At 70.1% G+C, this 19824-nt stretch carries 21 protein-coding genes, 1 tRNA gene and 1 riboswitch; of the genes, 15 read left to right on the top strand and 7 right to left on the bottom strand.

Features of this window, described 5'->3' with window-relative positions:
* The first annotated feature begins 82 nt into the window (after positions 1–82).
* The 4 genes from ACH4D5_RS03950 to rdgB all read left to right on the top strand — a co-directional run bounded on the left by ACH4D5_RS03950 (position 83) and on the right by rdgB (position 2385).
* Positions 83–382, top strand: coding sequence for a glucose PTS transporter subunit EIIB (locus ACH4D5_RS03950; protein ID WP_398298224.1), 300 nt, complete (start codon positions 83–85; stop codon positions 380–382).
* Positions 383–459: 77 nt separating this feature from the next.
* The gene (gene rph / locus ACH4D5_RS03945; protein WP_398298222.1) at positions 460–1206 is read left to right on the top strand and encodes a ribonuclease PH; all 747 of its coding nucleotides are present in this window, start codon (positions 460–462) and stop codon (positions 1204–1206) included.
* A gap of 122 nt (positions 1207–1328) precedes the next feature.
* Positions 1329–1724, top strand: coding sequence for a hypothetical protein (locus ACH4D5_RS03940; protein WP_398298220.1), 396 nt, complete (start codon positions 1329–1331; stop codon positions 1722–1724).
* Positions 1725–1782: 58 nt separating this feature from the next.
* Positions 1783–2385, top strand: coding sequence for an RdgB/HAM1 family non-canonical purine NTP pyrophosphatase (gene rdgB / locus ACH4D5_RS03935; protein ID WP_398298218.1), 603 nt, complete (start codon positions 1783–1785; stop codon positions 2383–2385).
* A gap of 60 nt (positions 2386–2445) precedes the next feature.
* Here rdgB and ACH4D5_RS03930 read toward each other — a convergent pair.
* From ACH4D5_RS03930 to bcp, 3 genes are all read right to left on the bottom strand, one after another.
* Positions 2446–2529, bottom strand: a tRNA-Leu gene (locus tag ACH4D5_RS03930).
* Positions 2530–2596: 67 nt separating this feature from the next.
* Positions 2597–4099 carry a glycine betaine/L-proline transporter ProP gene (proP, locus tag ACH4D5_RS03925; protein WP_398298216.1) on the bottom strand — a complete coding sequence of 501 codons (1503 nt, stop codon included), beginning with the start codon at positions 4097–4099 and terminating at the stop codon, positions 2597–2599.
* A 126-nt stretch (positions 4100–4225) separates the two neighbouring features.
* Entirely contained in the window at positions 4226–4693 is a 468-nt protein-coding gene (gene bcp / locus ACH4D5_RS03920) for a thioredoxin-dependent thiol peroxidase (protein ID WP_223774844.1), read from the bottom strand.
* Between the two features lie 148 nt (positions 4694–4841).
* Here bcp and ACH4D5_RS03915 point away from each other — a divergent pair, with 148 nt between their 5' ends.
* The 3 genes from ACH4D5_RS03915 to ACH4D5_RS03905 all read left to right on the top strand — a co-directional run bounded on the left by ACH4D5_RS03915 (position 4842) and on the right by ACH4D5_RS03905 (position 6063).
* The gene (locus ACH4D5_RS03915; protein ID WP_398298213.1) at positions 4842–5159 is read left to right on the top strand and encodes a DUF3618 domain-containing protein; all 318 of its coding nucleotides are present in this window, start codon (positions 4842–4844) and stop codon (positions 5157–5159) included.
* Positions 5160–5258: 99 nt separating this feature from the next.
* Positions 5259–5561, top strand: coding sequence for a co-chaperone GroES (locus ACH4D5_RS03910; protein WP_237695642.1), 303 nt, complete (start codon positions 5259–5261; stop codon positions 5559–5561).
* A gap of 72 nt (positions 5562–5633) precedes the next feature.
* A riboswitch (guanidine-III (ykkC-III) riboswitch) is annotated at positions 5634–5695 on the top strand.
* Between the two features lie 47 nt (positions 5696–5742).
* A complete protein-coding gene (locus ACH4D5_RS03905; RefSeq protein ID WP_361166116.1) occupies positions 5743–6063 on the top strand; it encodes a multidrug efflux SMR transporter in 321 nt (106 codons plus the stop codon).
* Positions 6064–6107: 44 nt separating this feature from the next.
* Here the strand turns inward: ACH4D5_RS03905 and ACH4D5_RS03900 are convergent, their stop codons facing one another.
* Positions 6108–8714, bottom strand: a complete 2607-nt coding sequence (locus tag ACH4D5_RS03900; protein WP_398298211.1) for a transglycosylase domain-containing protein — start codon at positions 8712–8714, stop codon at positions 6108–6110.
* A 209-nt stretch (positions 8715–8923) separates the two neighbouring features.
* Here ACH4D5_RS03900 and ACH4D5_RS03895 point away from each other — a divergent pair, with 209 nt between their 5' ends.
* From ACH4D5_RS03895 to ACH4D5_RS03880, 4 genes are read left to right on the top strand one after another with little or no spacing between them, the layout of a single operon-like run.
* A complete protein-coding gene (locus tag ACH4D5_RS03895; protein ID WP_398298209.1) occupies positions 8924–9745 on the top strand; it encodes an ABC transporter permease in 822 nt (273 codons plus the stop codon).
* A complete protein-coding gene (locus tag ACH4D5_RS03890) occupies positions 9738–10559 on the top strand; it encodes an ABC transporter permease (protein ID WP_398298207.1) in 822 nt (273 codons plus the stop codon). Before ACH4D5_RS03895 ends, ACH4D5_RS03890 begins: the two co-directional genes overlap by 8 nt.
* Positions 10560–10565: 6 nt before the next feature.
* Positions 10566–11567, top strand: coding sequence for an ATP-binding cassette domain-containing protein (locus tag ACH4D5_RS03885; protein WP_398298205.1), 1002 nt, complete (start codon positions 10566–10568; stop codon positions 11565–11567).
* 11 nt (positions 11568–11578) lie between these two features.
* Positions 11579–12307 carry a DUF1707 domain-containing protein gene (locus ACH4D5_RS03880; RefSeq protein WP_398298203.1) on the top strand — a complete coding sequence of 243 codons (729 nt, stop codon included), beginning with the start codon at positions 11579–11581 and terminating at the stop codon, positions 12305–12307.
* Positions 12308–12482: 175 nt separating this feature from the next.
* Here ACH4D5_RS03880 and ACH4D5_RS03875 read toward each other — a convergent pair whose 3' ends face one another.
* Positions 12483–13805: an SGNH/GDSL hydrolase family protein gene (locus ACH4D5_RS03875; protein ID WP_398298201.1), complete on the bottom strand. Its 1323-nt coding sequence runs from the start codon at positions 13803–13805 to the stop codon at positions 12483–12485.
* 349 nt (positions 13806–14154) lie between these two features.
* Here ACH4D5_RS03875 and ACH4D5_RS03870 point away from each other — a divergent pair, with 349 nt between their 5' ends.
* The 4 genes from ACH4D5_RS03870 (at position 14155) to ACH4D5_RS03855 (ending at position 18731) form a co-directional block, all read left to right on the top strand.
* Positions 14155–15435: a DUF445 domain-containing protein gene (locus tag ACH4D5_RS03870; RefSeq protein ID WP_398298537.1), complete on the top strand. Its 1281-nt coding sequence runs from the start codon at positions 14155–14157 to the stop codon at positions 15433–15435.
* Positions 15436–15704: 269 nt separating this feature from the next.
* Positions 15705–17198: an MFS transporter gene (locus tag ACH4D5_RS03865; RefSeq protein WP_398298199.1), complete on the top strand. Its 1494-nt coding sequence runs from the start codon at positions 15705–15707 to the stop codon at positions 17196–17198.
* A gap of 20 nt (positions 17199–17218) precedes the next feature.
* A complete protein-coding gene (locus ACH4D5_RS03860; RefSeq protein WP_398298197.1) occupies positions 17219–18196 on the top strand; it encodes a GlxA family transcriptional regulator in 978 nt (325 codons plus the stop codon).
* A 112-nt stretch (positions 18197–18308) separates the two neighbouring features.
* Entirely contained in the window at positions 18309–18731 is a 423-nt protein-coding gene (locus ACH4D5_RS03855) for a hypothetical protein (RefSeq protein ID WP_398298195.1), read from the top strand.
* A 40-nt stretch (positions 18732–18771) separates the two neighbouring features.
* Here ACH4D5_RS03855 and ACH4D5_RS03850 read toward each other — a convergent pair whose 3' ends face one another.
* Together ACH4D5_RS03850 and ACH4D5_RS03845 are read right to left on the bottom strand one after the other, a co-directional pair.
* Positions 18772–19074 (bottom strand): hypothetical protein, encoded by a 303-nt coding sequence (locus ACH4D5_RS03850; protein WP_398298193.1) that lies wholly within the window; start codon positions 19072–19074, stop codon positions 18772–18774.
* A 112-nt stretch (positions 19075–19186) separates the two neighbouring features.
* Positions 19187–19702, bottom strand: coding sequence for a nucleoside deaminase (locus ACH4D5_RS03845; RefSeq protein ID WP_398298191.1), 516 nt, complete (start codon positions 19700–19702; stop codon positions 19187–19189).
* Positions 19703–19824 lie beyond the last annotated feature (122 nt).

Raw genomic sequence — 19824 nt, 5'->3', positions numbered from 1 at the left:
CGGTACGTGTGGAGCGCCGTCCGGCAGGGGCCGGCACCTTGATCGTCATCATTGGGCACGGCTGACGTAACCGCCCGCGAAGATGGTCCAACCGTGCGTTACCGTGACAAAGCGGTCCCCCGGCCGCGAGAAACACAGGGAGAAACACATGGCCAGCAAGGCTGAGAAGATCGTTGCCGGGCTCGGCGGCATCGACAACATCGAAGAGGTCGAGGGCTGCATCACGCGCCTGCGCACCGAGGTCAAGGACCCGGCCCTGGTGGACGACGCCGCCCTGAAGGTCGCCGGCGCCCACGGCGTCGTCAAGATGGGCACCGCCATCCAGGTCGTCATCGGCACCGACGCCGACCCCATCGCGGCGGACATCGAAGACATGATGTGAGTCGCCGGACTCACCCGTGAGGGCCCCTCCCCGACAAGGGGAAGGGGCCCTCACTCATGTCCGGATAGGCTCAGCCCATGTCCTCTACGCCCTCGCCCCGCATCGACGGCCGCACCCCCGAACAGCTCCGCCCGATCACCATCGAGCGCGGCTGGAGCAAGCACGCCGAGGGCTCCGTCCTCATCTCCTTCGGCGACACCAAGGTCTTCTGCACCGCCTCCGTCACCGAAGGCGTCCCGCGCTGGCGCAAGGGCAGCGGCGAGGGCTGGGTCACCGCCGAGTACTCCATGCTTCCCCGCTCCACCAACACCCGCGGCGACCGTGAGTCCGTCCGCGGCAAGATCGGCGGCCGCACCCACGAGATCAGCCGCCTCATCGGCCGCTCCCTGCGCGCCGTCATCGACTACAAGGCCCTCGGCGAGAACACCATCGTCCTCGACTGCGACGTCCTCCAGGCCGACGGCGGCACCCGCACCGCCGCCATCACCGGCGCGTACGTGGCACTGGCCGACGCCGTCGCCTGGGCCCAGGGCAAGAAGATCGTCAAGGCCGGCCGCAAGCCCCTCACCGACACCGTCAGCGCCGTCTCCGTCGGCATCGTCGGCGGCGTACCGCTCCTCGACCTCTGCTACGAGGAAGACGTGCGGGCCGACACCGACATGAACGTCGTCTGCACCGGCGACGGACGCTTCGTCGAGGTCCAGGGCACCGCCGAGGCCGAGCCCTTCGCCCGCAAGGAGCTCAACGCGCTCCTCGACCTCGCCGTCGGCGGCTGCGAGGACCTCGCCGCCCTCCAGCGCGAGGCGCTGGAGGCGACGCGCTAGCGGCGCGGGTCACGCGACGTAGGTCACGCAAGCAACCAACAACCCCCTGCCGGGCGTTGTTACGAGTACGGGCGCGCGGGAAAAGCCGCGCGCCCGTCCACACCCTGGGGAGGGACCGAACCATGGCCGCGCGCCACCGACGTATCGCCACCGCCGTCGTCACAGCCCTGATCGTCATCCCGGCCGGTGCCGGCCTCGTCGGCTGCGACGCCGTCGAGAAGGCGCTCGACTGTGTCCAGACCGCCGACACGATCGCCGACAGCGTCACCGACCTGCAGACGGCCGTCGAGAACGCCGGTGACAACCCGGCCGAGGCGGACAGGGCACTCGACGCCATCGGCAAGAACCTCGACAAGATCGGCGACAAGACCGACAACGCCGACGTCAACAAGGCCGTCGACGACCTCGACAAGGCCGTCGACAACGTCCGCGACGCCATCGACAAGGGCGACGCCACACCGGACGTCTCCGGCGTCACGGACGCGGCAGGCGAACTGACCAAGGTCTGCACGCCGTAAGAGCAGGCGCGGCGGACGCGCGGCCGGGGCGGTGAGGGAGGCGGCGATACTGGGGAGCATGACCCGCCTCATCCTCGCCACCCGCAACACCGGCAAGATCACGGAACTGAGGGCGATCCTCGCCGACGCAGGCCTCACCCACGAGCTCGTCGGCGCGGACGCCTACCCCGAGATCCCCGACGTCAAGGAAACCGGCGTCACCTTCGCCGAGAACGCCCTCCTCAAGGCCCACGCCCTCGCCCGGGCCACGGGTCTGCCCGCCGTCGCCGACGACTCGGGCCTCTGCGTCGACGTCCTCGGCGGCGCCCCCGGCATCTTCTCCGCCCGCTGGGCCGGCCGCCACGGCGACGACACCGCGAACCTGAACCTGCTCCTGGCCCAGTTGTCGGACATCTCCGCGGAACACCGCGCCGCCCACTTCGCGTGCGCGGCGGCCCTGGCCCTGCCCGACGGCACGGAACGCGTGGTCGAGGGCCGCCTGCGCGGCGTCCTCCGCACGGCCCCCGCGGGCACCGGCGGCTTCGGCTACGACCCGATCCTCCAGCCGGACGGCGAGACGCGCACGTGCGCGGAGCTCACGGCGGCGGAGAAGAACGCGATCAGCCACCGCGGGGAGGCGTTCCGGGCGCTGGCGCCGGTCGTGCGGGAGCTGCTGGGCTGAACCGAACAGCGCACACACATGGCCTGCGAATCGTGCTCCTGATTCGCAGGCCATTTCACGTGCGGCGGAAGGGATTCGAACCCTCAAGCCCGATCAAGGGCCACAGATCCTAAGTCTGCTGCGTCGCCGTTGCGCCACCGCCGCCAGCCGCCTGCCATCGTACCGGGCAGGCGGCTCCGGCTGATCACGGGTTTGCCCACAAGGCGCGGGGTCAGAACCTCGGCGCCGTCGCCTGGGCCTCGACCATTTCCGCGGCCTCCTCCTTCGTCTCCACCGAAGGCGGCGAACCCGACAGCGGCTTCTGCGCCGTCTCCTTCATGCAGGCCACCGCGATGACGCCGACCAGGGCCGCCGCCATCGAGTAGTACGCCGGGACCATGTCCGTGCCCGTGACGCTGATCAGGGACGTGATCACCAAGGGGGCCGTGCCGCCGAAGAGGGAGGCGGAGAGGTTGTAGCCGACGGAGAGGGAGCCGTAGCGGACCGAGGTGGGGAAGAGGGCGGGCAGGGTCGCCGACATCGTGCCGAGGAGGCAGACGAGGGAGAGGCCGAGCATCAGCATGCCGCCGGAGACCGCCAGCAGGCTGCCCTGCTTGATCAGGAGGAAGGCGGGGACGGAGAGGACGAGGAAGCTCAGCATGCCCGTCATCAGGAGCGGCTTGCGGCCGAAGCGGTCCGACAGCTTGCCGACCTGGTTCATGATCAGCATCAGCACGATCATCGTGCCGATGAGGATCAGCAGCCCGTGCGAGTCGTCGTATCCCAGCTCGTCCGAGAGGTACGTCGGCATGTACGACAGGAGCATGTAGTCCGTGACGTTGTACGCGCCGACCAGCGCGATGCAGAGGATCAGCGTCGGCCAGTAGTCACGGAAGATCTTCGCGAGGTCGCCCTTGGCCGTGGTCTCCACCGTGGAGGCGCCCTCGGTCGCCGAGTGGAAGGTCGCGTCCTCCATCTTCTGGAAGGCCGGGGTCTCGTCCAGCTTCAGCCGGAGGTAGAGGCCGACGAGGCCGAGCGGGCCCGCGACGAGGAACGGGATGCGCCAGCCCCACGAGTCCATGGCGTCCGAGCCGAGGGCGGTGTTGAGGATGAGGACGAGTCCGGCCGCACCCGTGTAGCCGGCGAGCGTGCCGACCTCCAGGAAGCTGCCGAAGTAGCCGCGGCGCTTGTCGGGCGCGTACTCGGCGATGAACGTGGAGGCACCGCCGTACTCACCGCCCGTCGAGAAGCCCTGCACCAGGCGGAAGAAGATCAGCAGGACCGGCGCCCAGAAGCCGATCGTCGCGTAGGACGGGATCAGGCCGATGGCGAGCGTGCCGATCGCCATCAGGATCATCGTCAGCGCGAGGACCTTCTTGCGGCCGATCTTGTCGCCCATCGGGCCGAAGACCATGCCGCCGATGGGGCGGACCAGGAAGGAGACCGCGAAGGTGGCGAAGGAGGAGATCAGCTGGGCCGTCTCGTTCCCGGAAGGGAAGAAGACGTGGCCGATGGTGACGGCCAGGTAGCTGTAGATACCGAAGTCGAACCATTCCATGGCGTTGCCGAGCGAGGCCGCTTTGACGGCCCGCTTGACCGCTGCATCGTCCGTGACCGTGATGTCCGTGCGGCGCAGGGGAGGGTTCCTGCGGCGTTTCGCGGCCCGGAACAGGGTCCGGTGGCGTCTCATCGCCTCCGGGTCGGCCTCGGCGTCGAGCTCTTCGTGGGCCGCCATGGAGTGGTTCCTTTCGTTCTTCGTACAAGTTCCCCGTGGGATCACTTGCTCGAAGATGGCCGTTGCAAACGAAAGCCCCTCGCGAGAGGGGCTTCGTCACATCACGGCGCGGGCGGCCGGAACGGCTCAGACGCCGAGGTCCCTGATGATCTTCGCCACGTGGCCCGTCGCCTTCACGTTGTAGAACGCGTGCTCGACCTTGCCCTGCTCGTCGACCACCACGGTCGACCGGATCACCCCGGTCACCGTCTTGCCGTACAGCTTCTTCTCGCCGAAGGCGCCGTACGCCTCCAGGGTCTCCTTGGAGGGGTCGCCGACCAGCGTGACCTTGAGGTTCTCCTGCTCACGGAACTTGGCGAGCTTCTCCGGCTTGTCCGGCGACACGCCGATCACGTCGTAACCTGCGGCGGCGAGCACGTCGAGGTTGTCCGTGAAGTCGCAGGCCTGCTTGGTGCAGCCGGGGGTGAGGGCCGCCGGGTAGAAGTAGACGATGACCTTGCGGCCCTTGTGGTCGGCCAGCGAGACGTCCTTGCCGTCGGCGTCGGGCAAGGTGAAGGCGGGGGCGGTGTCGCCGGGCTGCAGTCGCTCGCTCATGGTCGGTCTCCTCGTACGCGTGCTTCGCAAAGGGTGGGTGACGGAGTCGAGCGTAATAGGGGTGCCGTGGGGTGCGGCGCGCGCGAAGCTGACAGACTGTGGTCACAAGTCACGTCCACATCATCGATACGACCACGGAGGCAGCGCGGTGTCGGATGCCAGGACCCCTGCGCAGATCGAGGCGGACATCAAGCGCCGGCGCGACCAGCTGGCCGAGACCCTCGACGAGATCGGGGTGCGCGTCCACCCGAAGACGATCGTCGGTGACGCCAAGGCGAAGGTCGTCTCCAGCGTGGACAACTCCCTCGGCCGGGCGTACGTCGGTGCGAACCGCATCGTCTCGGACGTGCGGGGCCAGCTGGTCTCGGCGGACGGTTCGCCGCGCATCGAGCGGATCGTGCCGGTCGCCCTGGTGGCGGTGGGCCTCGTCGGGCTGCTCGTGGTGAGCTCGCGGCGACGTAAGTGAGTACCGACCCGGGAGCCCACGGCCCCGGCCGGGCCAGGTAGGTTCGGGGTCGTGAGCGAGAAGACCTCCCAGACCCACGACGACAAGCTGCCCATTCGCATGCTGCACGACCGCGTGCTCGTGCGGCAGGACACCAGCGAGGGCGAGCGGCGCTCCGGCGGCGGCATCCTGATCCCCGCGACCGCGGCCGTCGGCCGGCGGCTCGCCTGGGCCGAGGTGGTCGCGGTCGGGCAGAACGTCCGGACGGTCGAGACGGGCGACCGGGTCCTGTACGACCCGGAGGACCGCGCCGAGGTCGAGGTGCGGGGCGTGGCCTACGTCCTGATGCGCGAGCGCGATCTGCACGCCGTGGCCGCCGACCGGTTCGAGGGGTCGGAGGACTCGACGGGCCTGTACCTGTAGCGGACGCCCGGGTGAGGGACCTATGACGTGAAGGGCTGGTGACCATCGTCACCAGCCCTTAGCCATGGGCTTTGCTACCTTGGAAGGACCCCGACGAGACGCGCCGTACCGGGTTATCGCAAAGACGACGCACCCCCATCAGGTAACGCGCTGAGCGTTTCTACTCGTCGGAGGTGCCGTCATGGCCTGGGTTCTGTTGATCGTCGCCGGACTGCTCGAAGTGGGCTGGTCGATCGGGATGAAGTACACGGACGGCTTCACGCGGCTGTGGCCCAGCCTGTTCACGGGCGTGGGCATCGTCGCCAGCATGATGCTCCTGTCACAGGCCGCCAAGACGCTGCCCATCGGTACGGCGTACGGCGTGTGGGTCGGCATCGGCGCGGCCGGTGCGGCGGTGCTCGGCATGGTGATCCTGGGTGAGCCGGTCACCGCCGCCCGGATCTTCTTCGTCTGTCTGCTGCTGGTGGCCGTGGTCGGCCTGAAGGCGACCTCGGGCCACTAGAAGGGGCCGCCGGCCTCGGGGGCCCGGGCCGCCAGCGGTGTCCGCTAGCCGTCCGTGAGGCCGCCGAGCGCCCCGCCGTCGTCCGTGCCGCCGTCCACCGCTCCTCCTCCGGTGTCGGTGCCGCCACCCGTCGGCCCGCCCTGGGCGCCGCCGTCGGTCGGTCCGCCGTCGGCGGCGCCCCCGTCGGCGGCTCCGCCCGGGTCCTGGCCGCCGGTCTGGTCACCCGTCTGGCCCCCGTCCTGCCCACCGGTCTGACCGCCCGTCTGGCCGCCGCCGTCCTGGCCGCCCGTGGTGGCGCCTCCGCCGGTGTCCTGGCCGCCCGTGGTGGCGCCGCCGGTGTCCTGTCCGCCGCCGGTGGTGGCGCCGCCGTCCGTGGTGCCGCCGGTGCCGGGCTCGTCGGTGCCGCCGGTCGTCGGGTCGGGCACCTCGGGCACGTCGGCGCCCTGCTCCAGCTCCAGGTCGAAGTCCTTGACGGGCTTGCCCTCCAGGGCGTCCTTGGTGAACTCGGCCCAGACGCGGGCCGGGTAGCCGCCGCCGTTGATGCGGGGCTCGCCGAGCGCGCCGTACAGCGGGGTGTGGGCGCCGGTCTCGGGGTCCTGGCCCATCACCGCGACGACCGTGGCGAGGTCGGGGGTGTAGCCCGCGAACCAGGCCGCCGTGTCGTTCTCCGCGGTGCCGGTCTTGCCCGCGGCCGGCCGGCCCGCGCCCTGTGCCGCCGTACCGGTGCCGCCCTGGACGACGCTCTGCAGGATCGAGGTGGTGGTGTCGGCGGCCTCGCGGCTCACGGCCTGCCGGGTCTTCGGCTCCGGCAGCGTGATCTCGTCGCCGTTCTTGGTGATCTTCTCGACGAGCGTGTACGTGCCGTGCTTGCCGTGGTTCGCCAGCGTCGCGTACGCCTCGGTCATGTCGAGGACGCTCGCGGTGGACGGGCCGAGCGCGATCGACGGGGACGCGGTGAGGTCCGGGGTGGTCCTCGGGACGCCGAGGGCGACGGCGGTGTCCTTGACCTTGTCGGAGCCGACGTCGACGGCCATCTGCGCGTACACCGAGTTCACGGACTTGTCGGTGGCGGTGCGGACGGTGATGTCGCCGTAGTTGACGTGGTCCTCGTTCTCGGGGGCGTACGTGCCGCCGCTCCAGCCCTGGACGGGGCGCTTGTTGGTGCCGTCGTAGACGGTGTTCGGGGTGATCGGCCGGCCGTCCTGGGTGACCGAGCCGTTCTCCACCGCCGAGGTGAAGACGAACGGCTTGAACGTGGATCCGACCTGGTAGTCGCGGCGGGTCGCGTTGTTGACGTACTGCTTGGTGTAGTCGATGCCCCCGTACATGGCGACGACCTTGCCGGTGGCCGGGTCGATGGAGGCGCCGCCCGCGCGGACGTTGCGGTCGACCTTGCGGGCGTCCTTGTCGACCTTCGACATGACCTGCTCGTCGACGGCCTTCTTGAAGGCGTCCTGGCGGTCCTTCTGGAGGGTCGTGGTGATGCGGTAGCCGCCCTTGGCGAGGGTGTCCTCGTCGATGATCTTGTTGGCCATGAGGTAGTCCTCGACGGCCTTCACCACATAGCCGCGCTGCCCGGACAGGCCGGCCGCGCCCTTGGCCTCGTCGGGCATCGGAAACTTCGTCTTCGCCCGGTCGGCCTTGCTGAGCCAGCCCTCCTTGACCATGCCGTCCAGGACGTAGTTCCAGCGGCCCGCGGCGCGCTGCTTGTTCTCGGGGTGCGTGGCGACGTCGTAGGCGTTGGGGGAGTTGAGGAGGGTGGCGAGGTAGGCGCCCTGGCCGACCGTGAGGTCCTGGACGTTCTTGCCGTAGTAGGCCTGGGCTGCGGCCTGCACGCCGTACGCGTTGCGGCCGAAGTAGCTGGTGTTGAGGTAGCCCTCGAGGATGTCGTTCTTGCTCACCTCGCGGTCCAGCTTGATCGAGATGAAGAACTCCTTCACCTTGCGGGTGACCGTCTGCTCCTGGCCCAGGTAGTAGTTCTTCACGTACTGCTGGGTGATCGTGGAGCCGGACTGCTTGCCCTTGCCGGTGACCGTGTTCCAGGCCGCGCGGATCATCGCCTTCGGGTCGACCGCGGACTCGCCGTAGAAGTCGCGGTCCTCGGCGGCGAGCACGGCGTGCTGGACGGTGAGCGGGACCTGCTTGAGAGGCACCTTCTCGCGGTTGACCTCGCCGTCGCGGGCGATCTGGGTGCCGTCGGAGTACAGGTAGACGTTGCTCTGCTTGGTGGCCGCGGCGTTCGCCGGCGGGATGTCGACCAGCATGTAGCCCGCCATGAAGCCGCCGACGCACAGCAGGACGATCAGGATGAAGCCTCCGAGGACCATGCGCCAGGTCGGGAAGATCCGCCGCCAGCCCTTGCGCTTGGGACGCTTGGGCTTCTTGGCCTTCTTGGCTTTCGGGCCGTCGCCGGAGTCTGCGGAGGCTTCAGAGGCCATGGAGGCCGCAGAGACTTCAGAGGCCGCGGAGGCCGTGGAGGCTTTGGAGGCCGCGGGGATCGCCTCGGCAGGGGGCGTGTCGGCGGGGGGCGTGGCGTCGTCGGCGGTCGCCGCGTCCTCGGGCGTGTCCTGCGGCTCACGGGGCTTCCAGCCCCGGCGCCCGGCAGGATCCTGCTGCCCGGCAGGACCTTGCTGCTGCGGCTCGTCACTCATGTCTTGCGGAACTCCCGGTTAGCGTCGTACATCCAGCACGCCTCGTAAACCCCATGGCAACCCCATAGCCACCCCATTGCACACCCTGCTCACACACCTTCATGACCAGGCACGCGCCCCCACGCCGAAAATGCCTGGCACGAGCGACCCCGATCGCACTAGGCTCCAGCGCTTTGGCCCGGTTCGGGACGAAGCCCACGGTGAAAGGGATGCTCGTGCGTGCAGGACGGTTCCGTTTGTACGCGGCCGTCACCGGAGGGAGCTTCCGCAGGTACGCCACGTACCGGGTGGCGACGGCTGCCGGGGTGTTCACCAATACGGTCTTCGGCCTCATTCTCGCCTACACCTATGTGGCGCTCTGGGACGAGCGGCCGGGGCTCGGCGGCTACGACCAGTCGCAGGCGCTCACCTACGTCTGGCTCGGCCAGGGCCTCCTGACGGCGATGGCGCTGATGGGCGGCGGCTTCGAGAACGAACTGATCGAGCGCATCCGCACCGGGGACATCGCCGTCGACCTCTACCGGCCCGCCGACCTCCAGGCCTGGTGGCTCGCCACTGACCTCGGCCGGGCCGCCTTCCAGCTGCTCGGGCGGGGGATCGTACCGATGATCTTCGGCGCGCTCGTCTTCGACCTGACGCTGCCCCCGGACGCGCTGGGCTGGCTGGCGTTCCTGGTCGCCGTCCTGCTCGGCACGGTGGTCAGCTTCGCGATCCGATTCCTGGTGGCGCTCTCCGCCTTCTGGCTGATGGACGGCGCCGGCACCACCCAGGTGGCGATGCTCGCCGGCACCTTCTTCTCCGGGATGCTCCTCCCGCTGAACGTCTTCCCCGGCGCGCTCGGCGAGTTCGCCCGCGCGCTGCCCTGGTCGGCGCTGCTCCAGGTGCCCGCCGATGTGTTCCTCGGGGAGTACTCGGGCGCCGGGCTGCTGCGGACGTACGCCTTCCAGCTCGGCTGGGCGGCGGCGCTGCTCACGGCCGGACGGCTGCTGCAGGGCGTGGCCACGCGACGGGTGGTGGTCCAGGGTGGCTGACCTGCGACAGGCCCGGGAGGGGCTGCGTGCCTACCGGCTGATCTCCGCCATGTGGATCCGCTCCCTCATGGCCTACCGCGTGTCGTTCGCGATGACGGCGCTCGGCAACTTCGCGGTGACCGCGTTCGACTTCGTGGCCATCCTGCTGATGTTCTCCCAGGTGGACAGGCTCGGCGGCTACTCGCTCTCCGAGATCGCGTTCCTGTACGGCGCATCGTGCACCGCGTTCGGCCTCGCCGACCTGGCCATCGGGTCCATGGACCGGCTCGGCAGACGGGTGCGCGACGGCACGCTCGACACGCTCCTGGTGCGGCCCGCCCCGGTCATCGCGCAGGTCGCCGCCGACCGCTTCGGGCTGCACAGGATCGGCCGCCTCACGCAGGGCGCGCTGGTCCTCGCGTACGCGCTCGTGGCCCTGGACATCGACTGGACGCCGCTGAAGGTCCTGATGGTGCCGCTGATGCTGCTGAGCGGGGCGGGCATCTTCGGGGCCGTGTTCGTGGCGGGCGGCGCCTTCCAGTTCCTGGCGCAGGACGCGGCCGAGGTGCAGAACGCCTTCACGTACGGCGGTACGACCCTGCTCCAGTACCCGCCGACCGTCTTCGCCAAGGACCTGGTGCGCGGCGTCACCTTCGTCCTGCCGCTCGCCTTCGTCAACTGGCTGCCCGCGCTGTACGTCCTCGGGCGGCCCTATCCGCTGGACCTGCCGACGTGGGTGGCGTTCACGCCGCCGCTGGTGGCCGCGGGGTGCCTCGCGCTCGCCGGCCTCGCCTGGCGCACCGGTCTCCGTTCGTACCGCAGCACAGGAAGCTGAACCGCCTTGCACACAGACCTGACGGACCTGCCCACAGACCGGACGGACCTCATCGAGCTGGACGGCGTCGAGAAGGTCTTCGACGTACGCAGGAAGACGGGCTTCCTGCGGCGCGAGCGGCACCAGGTGCGGGCCGTGGACAACATCTCCTTCACCGTGCCGCGCGGCGAGATGGTCGGCTACATCGGCCCGAACGGCGCGGGCAAGTCGACGACGATCAAGATGCTGACGGGCATCCTCACACCGAGCGGCGGCCGCCTGCGGGTGGCGGGCATCGACCCGTCGCGGGAGCGCGCGAAGCTCGCCCGCCGCATCGGCGTCGTCTTCGGCCAGCGCACGACGCTCTGGTGGGACCTGCCGCTGATCGACTCGTACCGCCTGATGCACCGCATGTACCGCATCCCGGACGCCCGTTACGCCGAGAACCTCGACCGCTGCGTGGAACTCCTGGAGCTCTCCGCCCTGTTGGACGTCCCGGTACGCCAGCTCTCCCTCGGCCAGCGGATGCGCGGCGATATCGCGGCGGCGCTGCTGCACGACCCCGAGGTGCTGTACCTGGACGAGCCGACGATCGGCCTCGACGTCATCAGCAAGGCGAAGGTCCGTGGTTTCCTGCGCGACTTGAACGAGGAGGCGGGGACGACGGTCCTCCTCACCACCCACGACCTGACCGACATCGAGCAGCTCTGCAAGCGGGTGATGGTGATCGACCACGGGCGTCTGATGTACGACGGTCCGCTGGCGGGCCTGCACGAGGTGGGCGAGAGCGAGCGCACGCTGGTGGTCGACTTCGAACGCGAACTCCCGCCGATCGAGGTCGAATCGGAGTCGGCACGGGTGGTGAAGGTGGAGGGGCCGCGGCAGTGGCTCGCCTTCCCGGCGGCGGAGTCGGCGGCTCCGCTTGTCGCGCGGATCGCGGCACGCTATCCGCTGGCCGATCTCTCGGTCAGGGAACCGGACATCGAGGCGGTCATCGCGAAGATGTACGCCGAGAAGCCGACCTCGTAGGCTTCTGATTTATGAGTGACGACCTCACCGACCTGCCCGGCATCCCCGACCGGCCGGCCCTCCCCGACCTGCGGGCATCGGACGCCGACCGCGAGCGGGTGGCCGAACAGCTCCGGGACGCGATGGCCGAGGGCCGCCTCGACATGACGGAGTTCGAGGAGCGCCTGGACGCGACGTACAAGGCCCGTACGTACGGGGAGCTTGAGCCCCTCACCCGCGACCTGCCCTCGCACGGCGCCAAGGTGTCCATGGTGAAGCGGCCGGCCGGCGACAACCCCGCCGCCATCGACTGGGCCGAGCGGATGACGACCGGCGAACCGACGTCGACCGTCGGGATCGCCATCTGGAGCGGGTTCAGCCGCAAGGGCGGCTGGGTGGTCGGCCGGCAGTTCACCGGGTTCGCGCTGTGGGGCGGCGGCGACATCGACCTGCGCGAGGCACGGTTCACGGAGCGCGACGTCGAGATCCGCTGCTTCACGATCATGGGCGGCCTGCAGGTCACCGTGCCGCCCGAGATGACCGTCGTCGTCAAGGGCTTCGGCATCATGGGCGGTTTCGACGACAGGGCGACCGGCGAGGGCACGCCCGACTCACCACGCGTCGTGGTCAAGGGTTTCGCCCTGATGGGCGGCGTAGGCGTCGACCGAAAAATCCGCAAGGCCGAAAAACTCCGCCTGAAGGAAGAACGCCGCAGACAAAAACTCCAACGCAAGGAGTCCCGCAAAGAGAACCGCGCATAGGGCCGCGCCCCTCAGGGGCGCGGGGAACTGCGCAACCCCAGCCCGGTCGACCCGCGGTCGAGGCACCGAGCACCCCGTCTAGCCCAGGGGCGCGGGGAACTGCGCGACCAGCCACAACCGACCCGCAGACAAATCCCCGCCCCCGGAGCCCCCGGGAAATCAGAGCTCAGGGAAATCAGAGCTCAGCCGCAGCCGACCCCTTCAGGTCAGACAGATTGAACGTCTCCGCCATCCGGCGGAACCCCGCATCGGACGGATGCAAATGATCCCCGGAGTCATACTGCTTCCGCAGCCTCCGCGGATCGTACGGATCCCGCAACGCCCGGTCGAAGTCGACGACCTCGTCGAAGACCTTCCCGGAGCGGATCTCCGCGTTGACGGCCTGGCGCACGTCCTCCAGGGCGGGCTCGTACCCCCGGTGCCCCCCGAACGGCATCAGCGTCGCCCCGACGACCCGCAGCCCCCGCGTATGCGCCTGCCGCGTCAGCTCGCGCAGCCCCTCGACGATCCGGTCGGGATCGTTCTGGTGCGGGTTGCGCAGGATGTCGTTGACGCCGAGCGCGATGACCACGGCCTTGACGCCGGTCCGGTCCAGCACGTCCCGGTCGAAGCGGGAGAGCCCGCTCGGGTTGACGGCGGGGTTGCCGTTCCCGTCGGAGAGGATGCGGTTGCCGCTGATGCCCTGGTTGGCGACGCCGTAGCGGGGCGCGCCCGACTCGGTGCGCAGCCGGTCGGCGAGGACGTCGGTCCAGCGCCGGTTGGCCCCCATCGTGGACGAGATGCCGTCGGTGATGGAGTCGCCGAAGACGACGACGGTGCCGTCGGTCTCGTTGCTGAGGACGTCCACCGCGGAGAGGTAGCGCCAGTACGGGCTCTGCTCGGTGTACGCGTCGCCCAGCTGGTCCTCGGTGCGGTCGCCCTCCGCGACGTAGCTGATCTGGCGCGCGTGCGGGTGGTAGGTGACCGGGCCGGACGGGGTCGGCGAGTACGTCGTGACGAGCAGGTCCGCGTCGTGCGGGACGCGCAGCCGCGCCGCGTCGCTCATCACCTGGGCGCCCGGCGGGATCACCACCGACGTGTTGCCGTTGAAAGTGAGCCTGCGCAGCGTGCCGGCCGCCGCGGCGGGGCTGTTCGACGCGGAGGCGAGGGCGATCGAGGCGTGCGTGATGCTGAGCGGTGTGGTCCCGTACAGGTTCGAAAGGGTGACGCGGGCGCTGGTGCCGCCGACGCTGGTGTGCACCACATTGCGGATCGAGCGGCCGGCGAACCCCTTCTGTGCCGTGCCCGGTTCGGACCCCGCGGGCGAGGCGGACCAGGAGCCGACCCAGATGCCGGAGGAGGCGGGTGCGGCGGAGTTGCGGGGGTTGCGGCCGCCGGCGCTGATGGTGTCCTGCGAGCCGTCGTCCGTGCCGGAGACGCCGATGTATATGGCGCCTGAAATCACCACTATGACCGCGAGAACCGCGGCGAGAAGGGCATAACCGTGTCGCTTGGTCATGCGGGCTCTTTCTCCTCGGGCAGGGGGAGCCCCGAGGCTCCGGTGTGATCACCCCATGATGCGGCATGGGCCGGGAGACGGCCGACAGTGCCCCCCTCCGCTCTTTCAGACGCCGGGAACTTGTCGTTCGTTCCAGGAGTAGGTCAGAAGGGACGTAGAACACAGGGCATGAGAACGGCGGCAGGGGAACAGTGGCAGGGGAGCAGTGCGGACGAGGACGACGCGAACGGGCCGGGTGGAGTGAGTGGAACGCACAAATGCGGAGGGTTCGACCAGGCGGGACGGCGCTTTCGGCGCCGATAGCCCCACAAATGGCCCAAAGGGGCCCGTACGGAAACCCGTGGGGCCCATGAAGGGTGGCCTCGGCGGCCTCGCCTACAGCCCCGCCGACGAGGAGAAGCGCCGGGGCGTCCGCCGCATGAAGATCACGGCGACGGGACTGCTCGTCCTGGTCGCCGTCGTCTACGTACTCGCGAAGTGGGCGCAGCACTCCGGAGCGGGCGCCTGGGCGGGGTATGTCGCCGCGGCGGCCGAGGCGGGCATGGTCGGCGCGCTCGCCGACTGGTTCGCGGTCACGGCGCTCTTCCGTCACCCGCTCGGCCTGCCCATCCCGCACACGGCGATCATCCCGAACAAGAAGGACCAGCTGGGCGCCTCCCTGGGCGACTTCGTGGGGGAGAACTTCCTCTCCGCCGATGTCGTACGAGGCCGCCTGCGCGCGGTCGGCATCGGCAGCCGCCTCGGCACCTGGCTCGCGCAGCCCGAACACGCCGACCGGGTGACCGCCGAACTGGCCACGGCCCTGCGCGGCGCGCTGACCGTGCTGCGCGACTCGGACGTGCAGGCCGTCGTCGGCGAGGCCATCACGCGGCGGGCCGACGCCCAGGAGATCGCCCCGGGCATGGGCAAGATGCTGGAGAAGGTCGTCGCGGACGGCGGCCACAAGCGGGTCGTCGACCTCGTGTGCGTACGCGCGCACGACTGGCTCGTCGAGCACGGCGACTCGGTGATGGACGCGGTGCAGGGCGGGGCGCCCGGCTGGACGCCGCGGTTCGTCGACAAGCGGGTCGGCGAGCGGGTCTACAAGGAACTGCTCCGCTTCGTCACCGAGATGCGGGACATGCCGGGGCACCCGGCGCGGGGCGCCGTCGACCGGTTCCTCGCCGACTTCGCCGCCGACCTGCAGTCCGACTCGGACACGCGGGAGCGCGTGGAGCGGCTGAAGCGCGAGGTCCTCGGACGCGGTGAGGTGCAGGACCTCATCGCCTCCGCCTGGTCGGCCGTGCGCGCCATGATCGTGGCCGCGGCGGAGGACGAGCGCAGCGAGCTGCGGCTGCGCGTGCGGGCGTCGCTGCTGTCGCTCGGCGCGCGGATGGCGAAGGACGGCCGGCTCCAGCAGAAGGTCGACGGCTGGGTCGAGGGCGCCGCGGTGTACGTGGTGACGACGTACCGCGACGAGATCACCTCGCTCATCAGCGACACCGTGGCCGGCTGGGACGCCGAGCACACCTCGAAGAAGATCGAGGCGCACATCGGCCGTGACCTGCAGTTCATCCGGATCAACGGCACGGTGGTCGGCTCCCTGGCGGGGCTCGCGATCTATACGGTGTCGCGGCTGCTGGGGGCGTAGCGGCTGCCGGGCGGGGGCGTGGGCGCACGTCTCAGGCGTACGGCTCAGGCGTACGTCTCAGGCGTACGCCTCAGGGGGCTCGACGCGGGTCGGCGAGCGTGATCGGGGGTTCGCTGGGCACTCTGGAGGAGCCCCTCGGCGTCGAGGTGGCCGTCGCCCGGTGGCGCGGGGTCGCAGCCCGTGTCCCGCGTAACGCGTCCGGCGCAACGCGACCGGCGTAACGCGTCCCGCGTCCGGCGACGTGGCTGCAGCGGAAGGAGTCACCCGCCATGACCGCGTCGTCCACGCCCGCGGAACCGCGTGACCAAGAGGGCTCGGGCAACACCGTCACCACCGCCGTCCCCGCCCGCCTGGACCGGCTGCCCTGGTCCCGCTGGCACTGGATGATCGTGATCGGCCTCGGCACGGTCTGGATCCTGGACGGCCTCGAAGTCACCACCGTCGGCAACATCGCGAGCCGCCTCTCCGAGGAGGGCAGCGGTCTGGCGATCAGCTCGGCCCAGGTCACCGGCCTCGCCGCGGCCCTCTACGTGGCGGGCGCCTGCGCCGGGGCGCTGTTCTTCGGGCGCCTCACCGACAAGTACGGCCGCAAGAAGCTCTTCATGGTCACCCTCGCGGTGTACCTCGGCGCCACGGCCCTCACCGCGCTCTCCTTCGACGCCTGGTGGTTCTTCCTCTTCCGGTTCCTGACCGGCTTCGGCATCGGCGGGGAGTACGCGGCGATCAACTCGGCCATCGACGAGCTCATCCCGTCCAAGTACCGGGGCCGCGTCGACCTGATCATCAACGGCAGCTACTGGCTGGGCGCGATCGGCGGCTCGCTGCTCTCGGTCGTCATGCTCAACACGAGCATCTTCCCGAAGGACCTGGGCTGGCGGCTGACCTTCGCCCTCGGCGTCGTACTCGGCCTGGTGATCCTCCTCGTACGCCGCCACGTCCCGGAGAGCCCGCGCTGGCAGCTGATCCACGGCCACGGGGAGAAGGCGGAGGAACTCGTCTCGTCGGTGGAACGGGAGATCGAGGAGGAGAAGGGCGAGCCGCTGCCACCGCCCGACCGCGAGATCACCATCCACCAGCGCAAGAGCATCGGCTTCGGCCTCATCGCCAAGACGGTGTTCCGCGACTACCCGAAGCGCGCGACCCTCGGCCTGTCCCTCTTCATCGGCCAGGCGTTCCTCTACAACGCGATCACGTTCGGCTTCGGCGCGATCCTGACCAAGTTCTACGACGTCCCGTCGGGCAGCACCGGCTACTACTTCGCCGTCATCGCGGCGGGCAACTTCCTCGGCCCGCTCTTCCTCGGCAAGCTCTTCGACACGGTCGGCCGCCGCATCATGATCTCTTCCACATACATCCTCTCCGGCCTCCTCCTCTTCGCCACGGCCTGGCTCTTCGACCGCGGCTCGCTGAGCGCGGCGACGCTCACGGCCTGCTGGTGCGTGGTCCTGTTCTTCGCCTCGGCGGGTGCGAGCAGCGCGTACCTCACGGTCTCGGAGATCTTCCCGATGGAGACGCGTGCCATGGCCATCGCCTTCTTCTACGCGGTGGGCACGGCGGCCGGCGGTATCAGCGGCCCCCTGATCTTCGCCAAGCTGACCGAGTCGGGCGTCGTCGGCGACACGGTCCTGGCCTTCCAGATCGGCGCGGGCCTGATGTGCGCGGCGGGCCTGGTGGCGGCGGCGCTTGCGGTGCGGGCGGAGCGGAGGTCCCTTGAGGACATCGCGACACCCCTGTCGGCGACGGCGGCGCCGGCGGGGAAGTGAGGGGCCGCTAGGTTCTTCTCATGGCCATGAGTTCCGGGACGCACGGGGTGGCGGTGCTCGTACGAGACGGCGTACTGCCCATGGAACTGGGCCTGGTGCACCAGTTGTTCGGGGGCGCGCGGGGCCCGGCGGGGGAGCGGCTGTACGAGGTGCGGACGTGCGCGGTGACGGGTCCGGGCATGATCCGCACGGACGCGGACTTCCCGGTGGGCGCACCGCACGGCCCGGAGGCGCTGGCCTGGGCGGACACGGTGATCGTGCCCGCCTCGCACGAGGAGGACGAGCAACTGCCCCCGGGCGGCCTGCCGGCACCGCTGGCACGGGCACTGGAATCGGCGTCAGGGGCGAGGCTGGCGTCGATCTGCACGGGAGCGTTCGTCCTGGCGGCGGCGGGTCTGCTCGACGGCCGCAGGGCGACGACGCACTGGTTGTCGGCGGACTTGTTCGCCCGTACGTTCCCCTCGGTGACGGTCGACCCCGATGTCCTGTACGTGGACGAGGGCCGGATCCTCACCTCGGCGGGGGAGGCGGCGGGCGTGGACCTGTGCCTCCACATGATCCGCGGGGACCACGGCGCGGCGGTGGCGGCGGACGTGGCACGCCGCACGGTGGTGCCGCCGCACAGGGAGGGCGGCCAGGCGCAGTACATCCAACGCCCGGTTCCGGTCCGGGAGTCGTCATCGACGACGAGCGCGGCGCGGGCGTGGGCGGAGGAGCACCTGTCCGACCCGCTGACGCTGGGTGAGCTGGCCGCCAGGGCCTCGATGAGCGTACGCACGTTCAACCGCCGCTTCCGCGAGGAGACGGGCCTGACGCCGATGCAGTGGCTGACGCAGCGGAGGGTCGACCGCGCGCGGGAACTCCTCGAATCCACGGACCACACGGTGGACCGGGTGGCGACGGAGGCGGGCTTCGGCACGGCGGCGTCGCTGAGGGCGCACTTCGTGGCGGGGGTGGGGGTGTCACCGGCGACGTACAGATCAACGTTCCGCGGCTAGGCCCCACTTCGGAAATGCCGGAGGGGCCGAGAGCTCAGCCCTTCCCAGGCGCTCCAGGAATGAGTACGCGTACTCTGTCGTGCCACGCGGCCGGGACGGCACCGTCGTACACATGAACGCGACGCTGATACCGCTCCGGCACACGGCACCGCTCCCCAGATACGCGACCCGCCTCCTGGGCGCGGCGCTGGCGGCCACGGCATACGTGGCGTGCCTCCCTTGGGACCTGCGCAACCGCGCGGAAACCGCGGGCGCACTCAACGAAACGACCCCGGTGACGACGTCAGGCGCAGTGCTCCTGGCCCTGTCGCTCCTGACCCTCGCGGCCTACTTCGGCATCAGAGACCGCCTTGCATGGACGCTACTGGTGGTGGCGGCCCCACCGGCGACGCTGATGTACGTCTCCTTCGACTCCCACCCCGCGCAGGACGCGAACGCGTGGCCACTGGCGTGGGCGTTCTGCACGCTGGTGATGGGGGTGGGGGTGTTGGTGACGGCGGGAGTGGCGAGGAGCGCGGCCCGCCGCAACGCCTGAGGCAGGGCTGGGCCGCAGCACCCGTGCCCTCCCCCTCCCCTCAACTACGGCGATCGGCGAGGACCCAGGAGGCGACCCCGACCCCACCCGCAACGCCGAACACGGCGGGCCAGGCGCCCACCTTCTTGGCGAGAGGATGCGACCCGGCGAACCCGGCGACGTAGGCCGCGCTGAGCGCGGCGGCGGTCTTCGCGCCGGCGGCCTCGCGCCACTGCCGAGCGGCGACGACTCCCGCGGCGGCGAGCACGGCGCCCCCGAGGGGCCGCTTCTTGGTGAACCGGGCGGTGGCGTACCCCCCGACCAGCCCACTCGCAGCCACGACTGCCGCCGGAATCCTTGCCATGATTTATCCGCCTCTCGGTATTACACCCACATTGTCTGTCTACGGACGAGGCTAACGCGGAGCAATGAGGCGGCGGCCGGCCCCCTCAGAGCTTCGGCTCAGGCTGGCACCCTCAAAGCTTCGGCTCGACCGGCTCCGGCTGCTCGGCGGCCCACGCGGCGAGCACCCCGACCGCGTCGGACCGGACCTCCCCTTCGACGGGAACCTCGTCCAACAACCGCCGCTCCCTGTTGGGCAGCGCCAGCTCCCGATAGAACTGCAGGTCCGGGTGCCCGTTGCGGGCGGCGTCGTGCCGGTCGGCGGCGTAGACGAGACGACTGATCCCCGCCCAGTAACAGGCGGTGAGACACATGGGACAGGGCTCGCAACTGGAGTACAGCGTGGCGCCCTCCAAGAGATACGTCCCGAGCCGCTGCCCCGCGTCGCGCAGGGCATTGACCTCAGCATGAGCAGTCGCATCACATGACTCGACGACAGAGTTGCTCCCGACCCCCACCACGTCCCCACCCATGACGACGACGGCCCCGAAGGGCTTCTTGCTGCTGCCCTCCTCGAGCGAGCGCCGAGAGTTGGCGACGGCCATGTCCAGGAACTTGCGGTCTTGGTCCTGCTCGGGGGCGTAAGGCAAGGGGGGCCTCCTCCTCGTACGGTGTCGCGGCTGCGGCGCGCGCCGCCCATGACTATATGGTTGACGGCTGAGCCGGTCTCATACATGACCGTGCCGCACGAGGGCCGAGAACTGTGTCACCG

The sequence above is a fragment of the Streptomyces sp. NPDC018029 genome, from assembly GCF_044327655.1.
GTDB lineage: Bacteria > Actinomycetota > Actinomycetes > Streptomycetales > Streptomycetaceae > Streptomyces.
The sequence above is the reverse complement of the archived record's forward strand: the minus strand, read 5'-3'. Positions and strand labels throughout refer to the sequence as shown.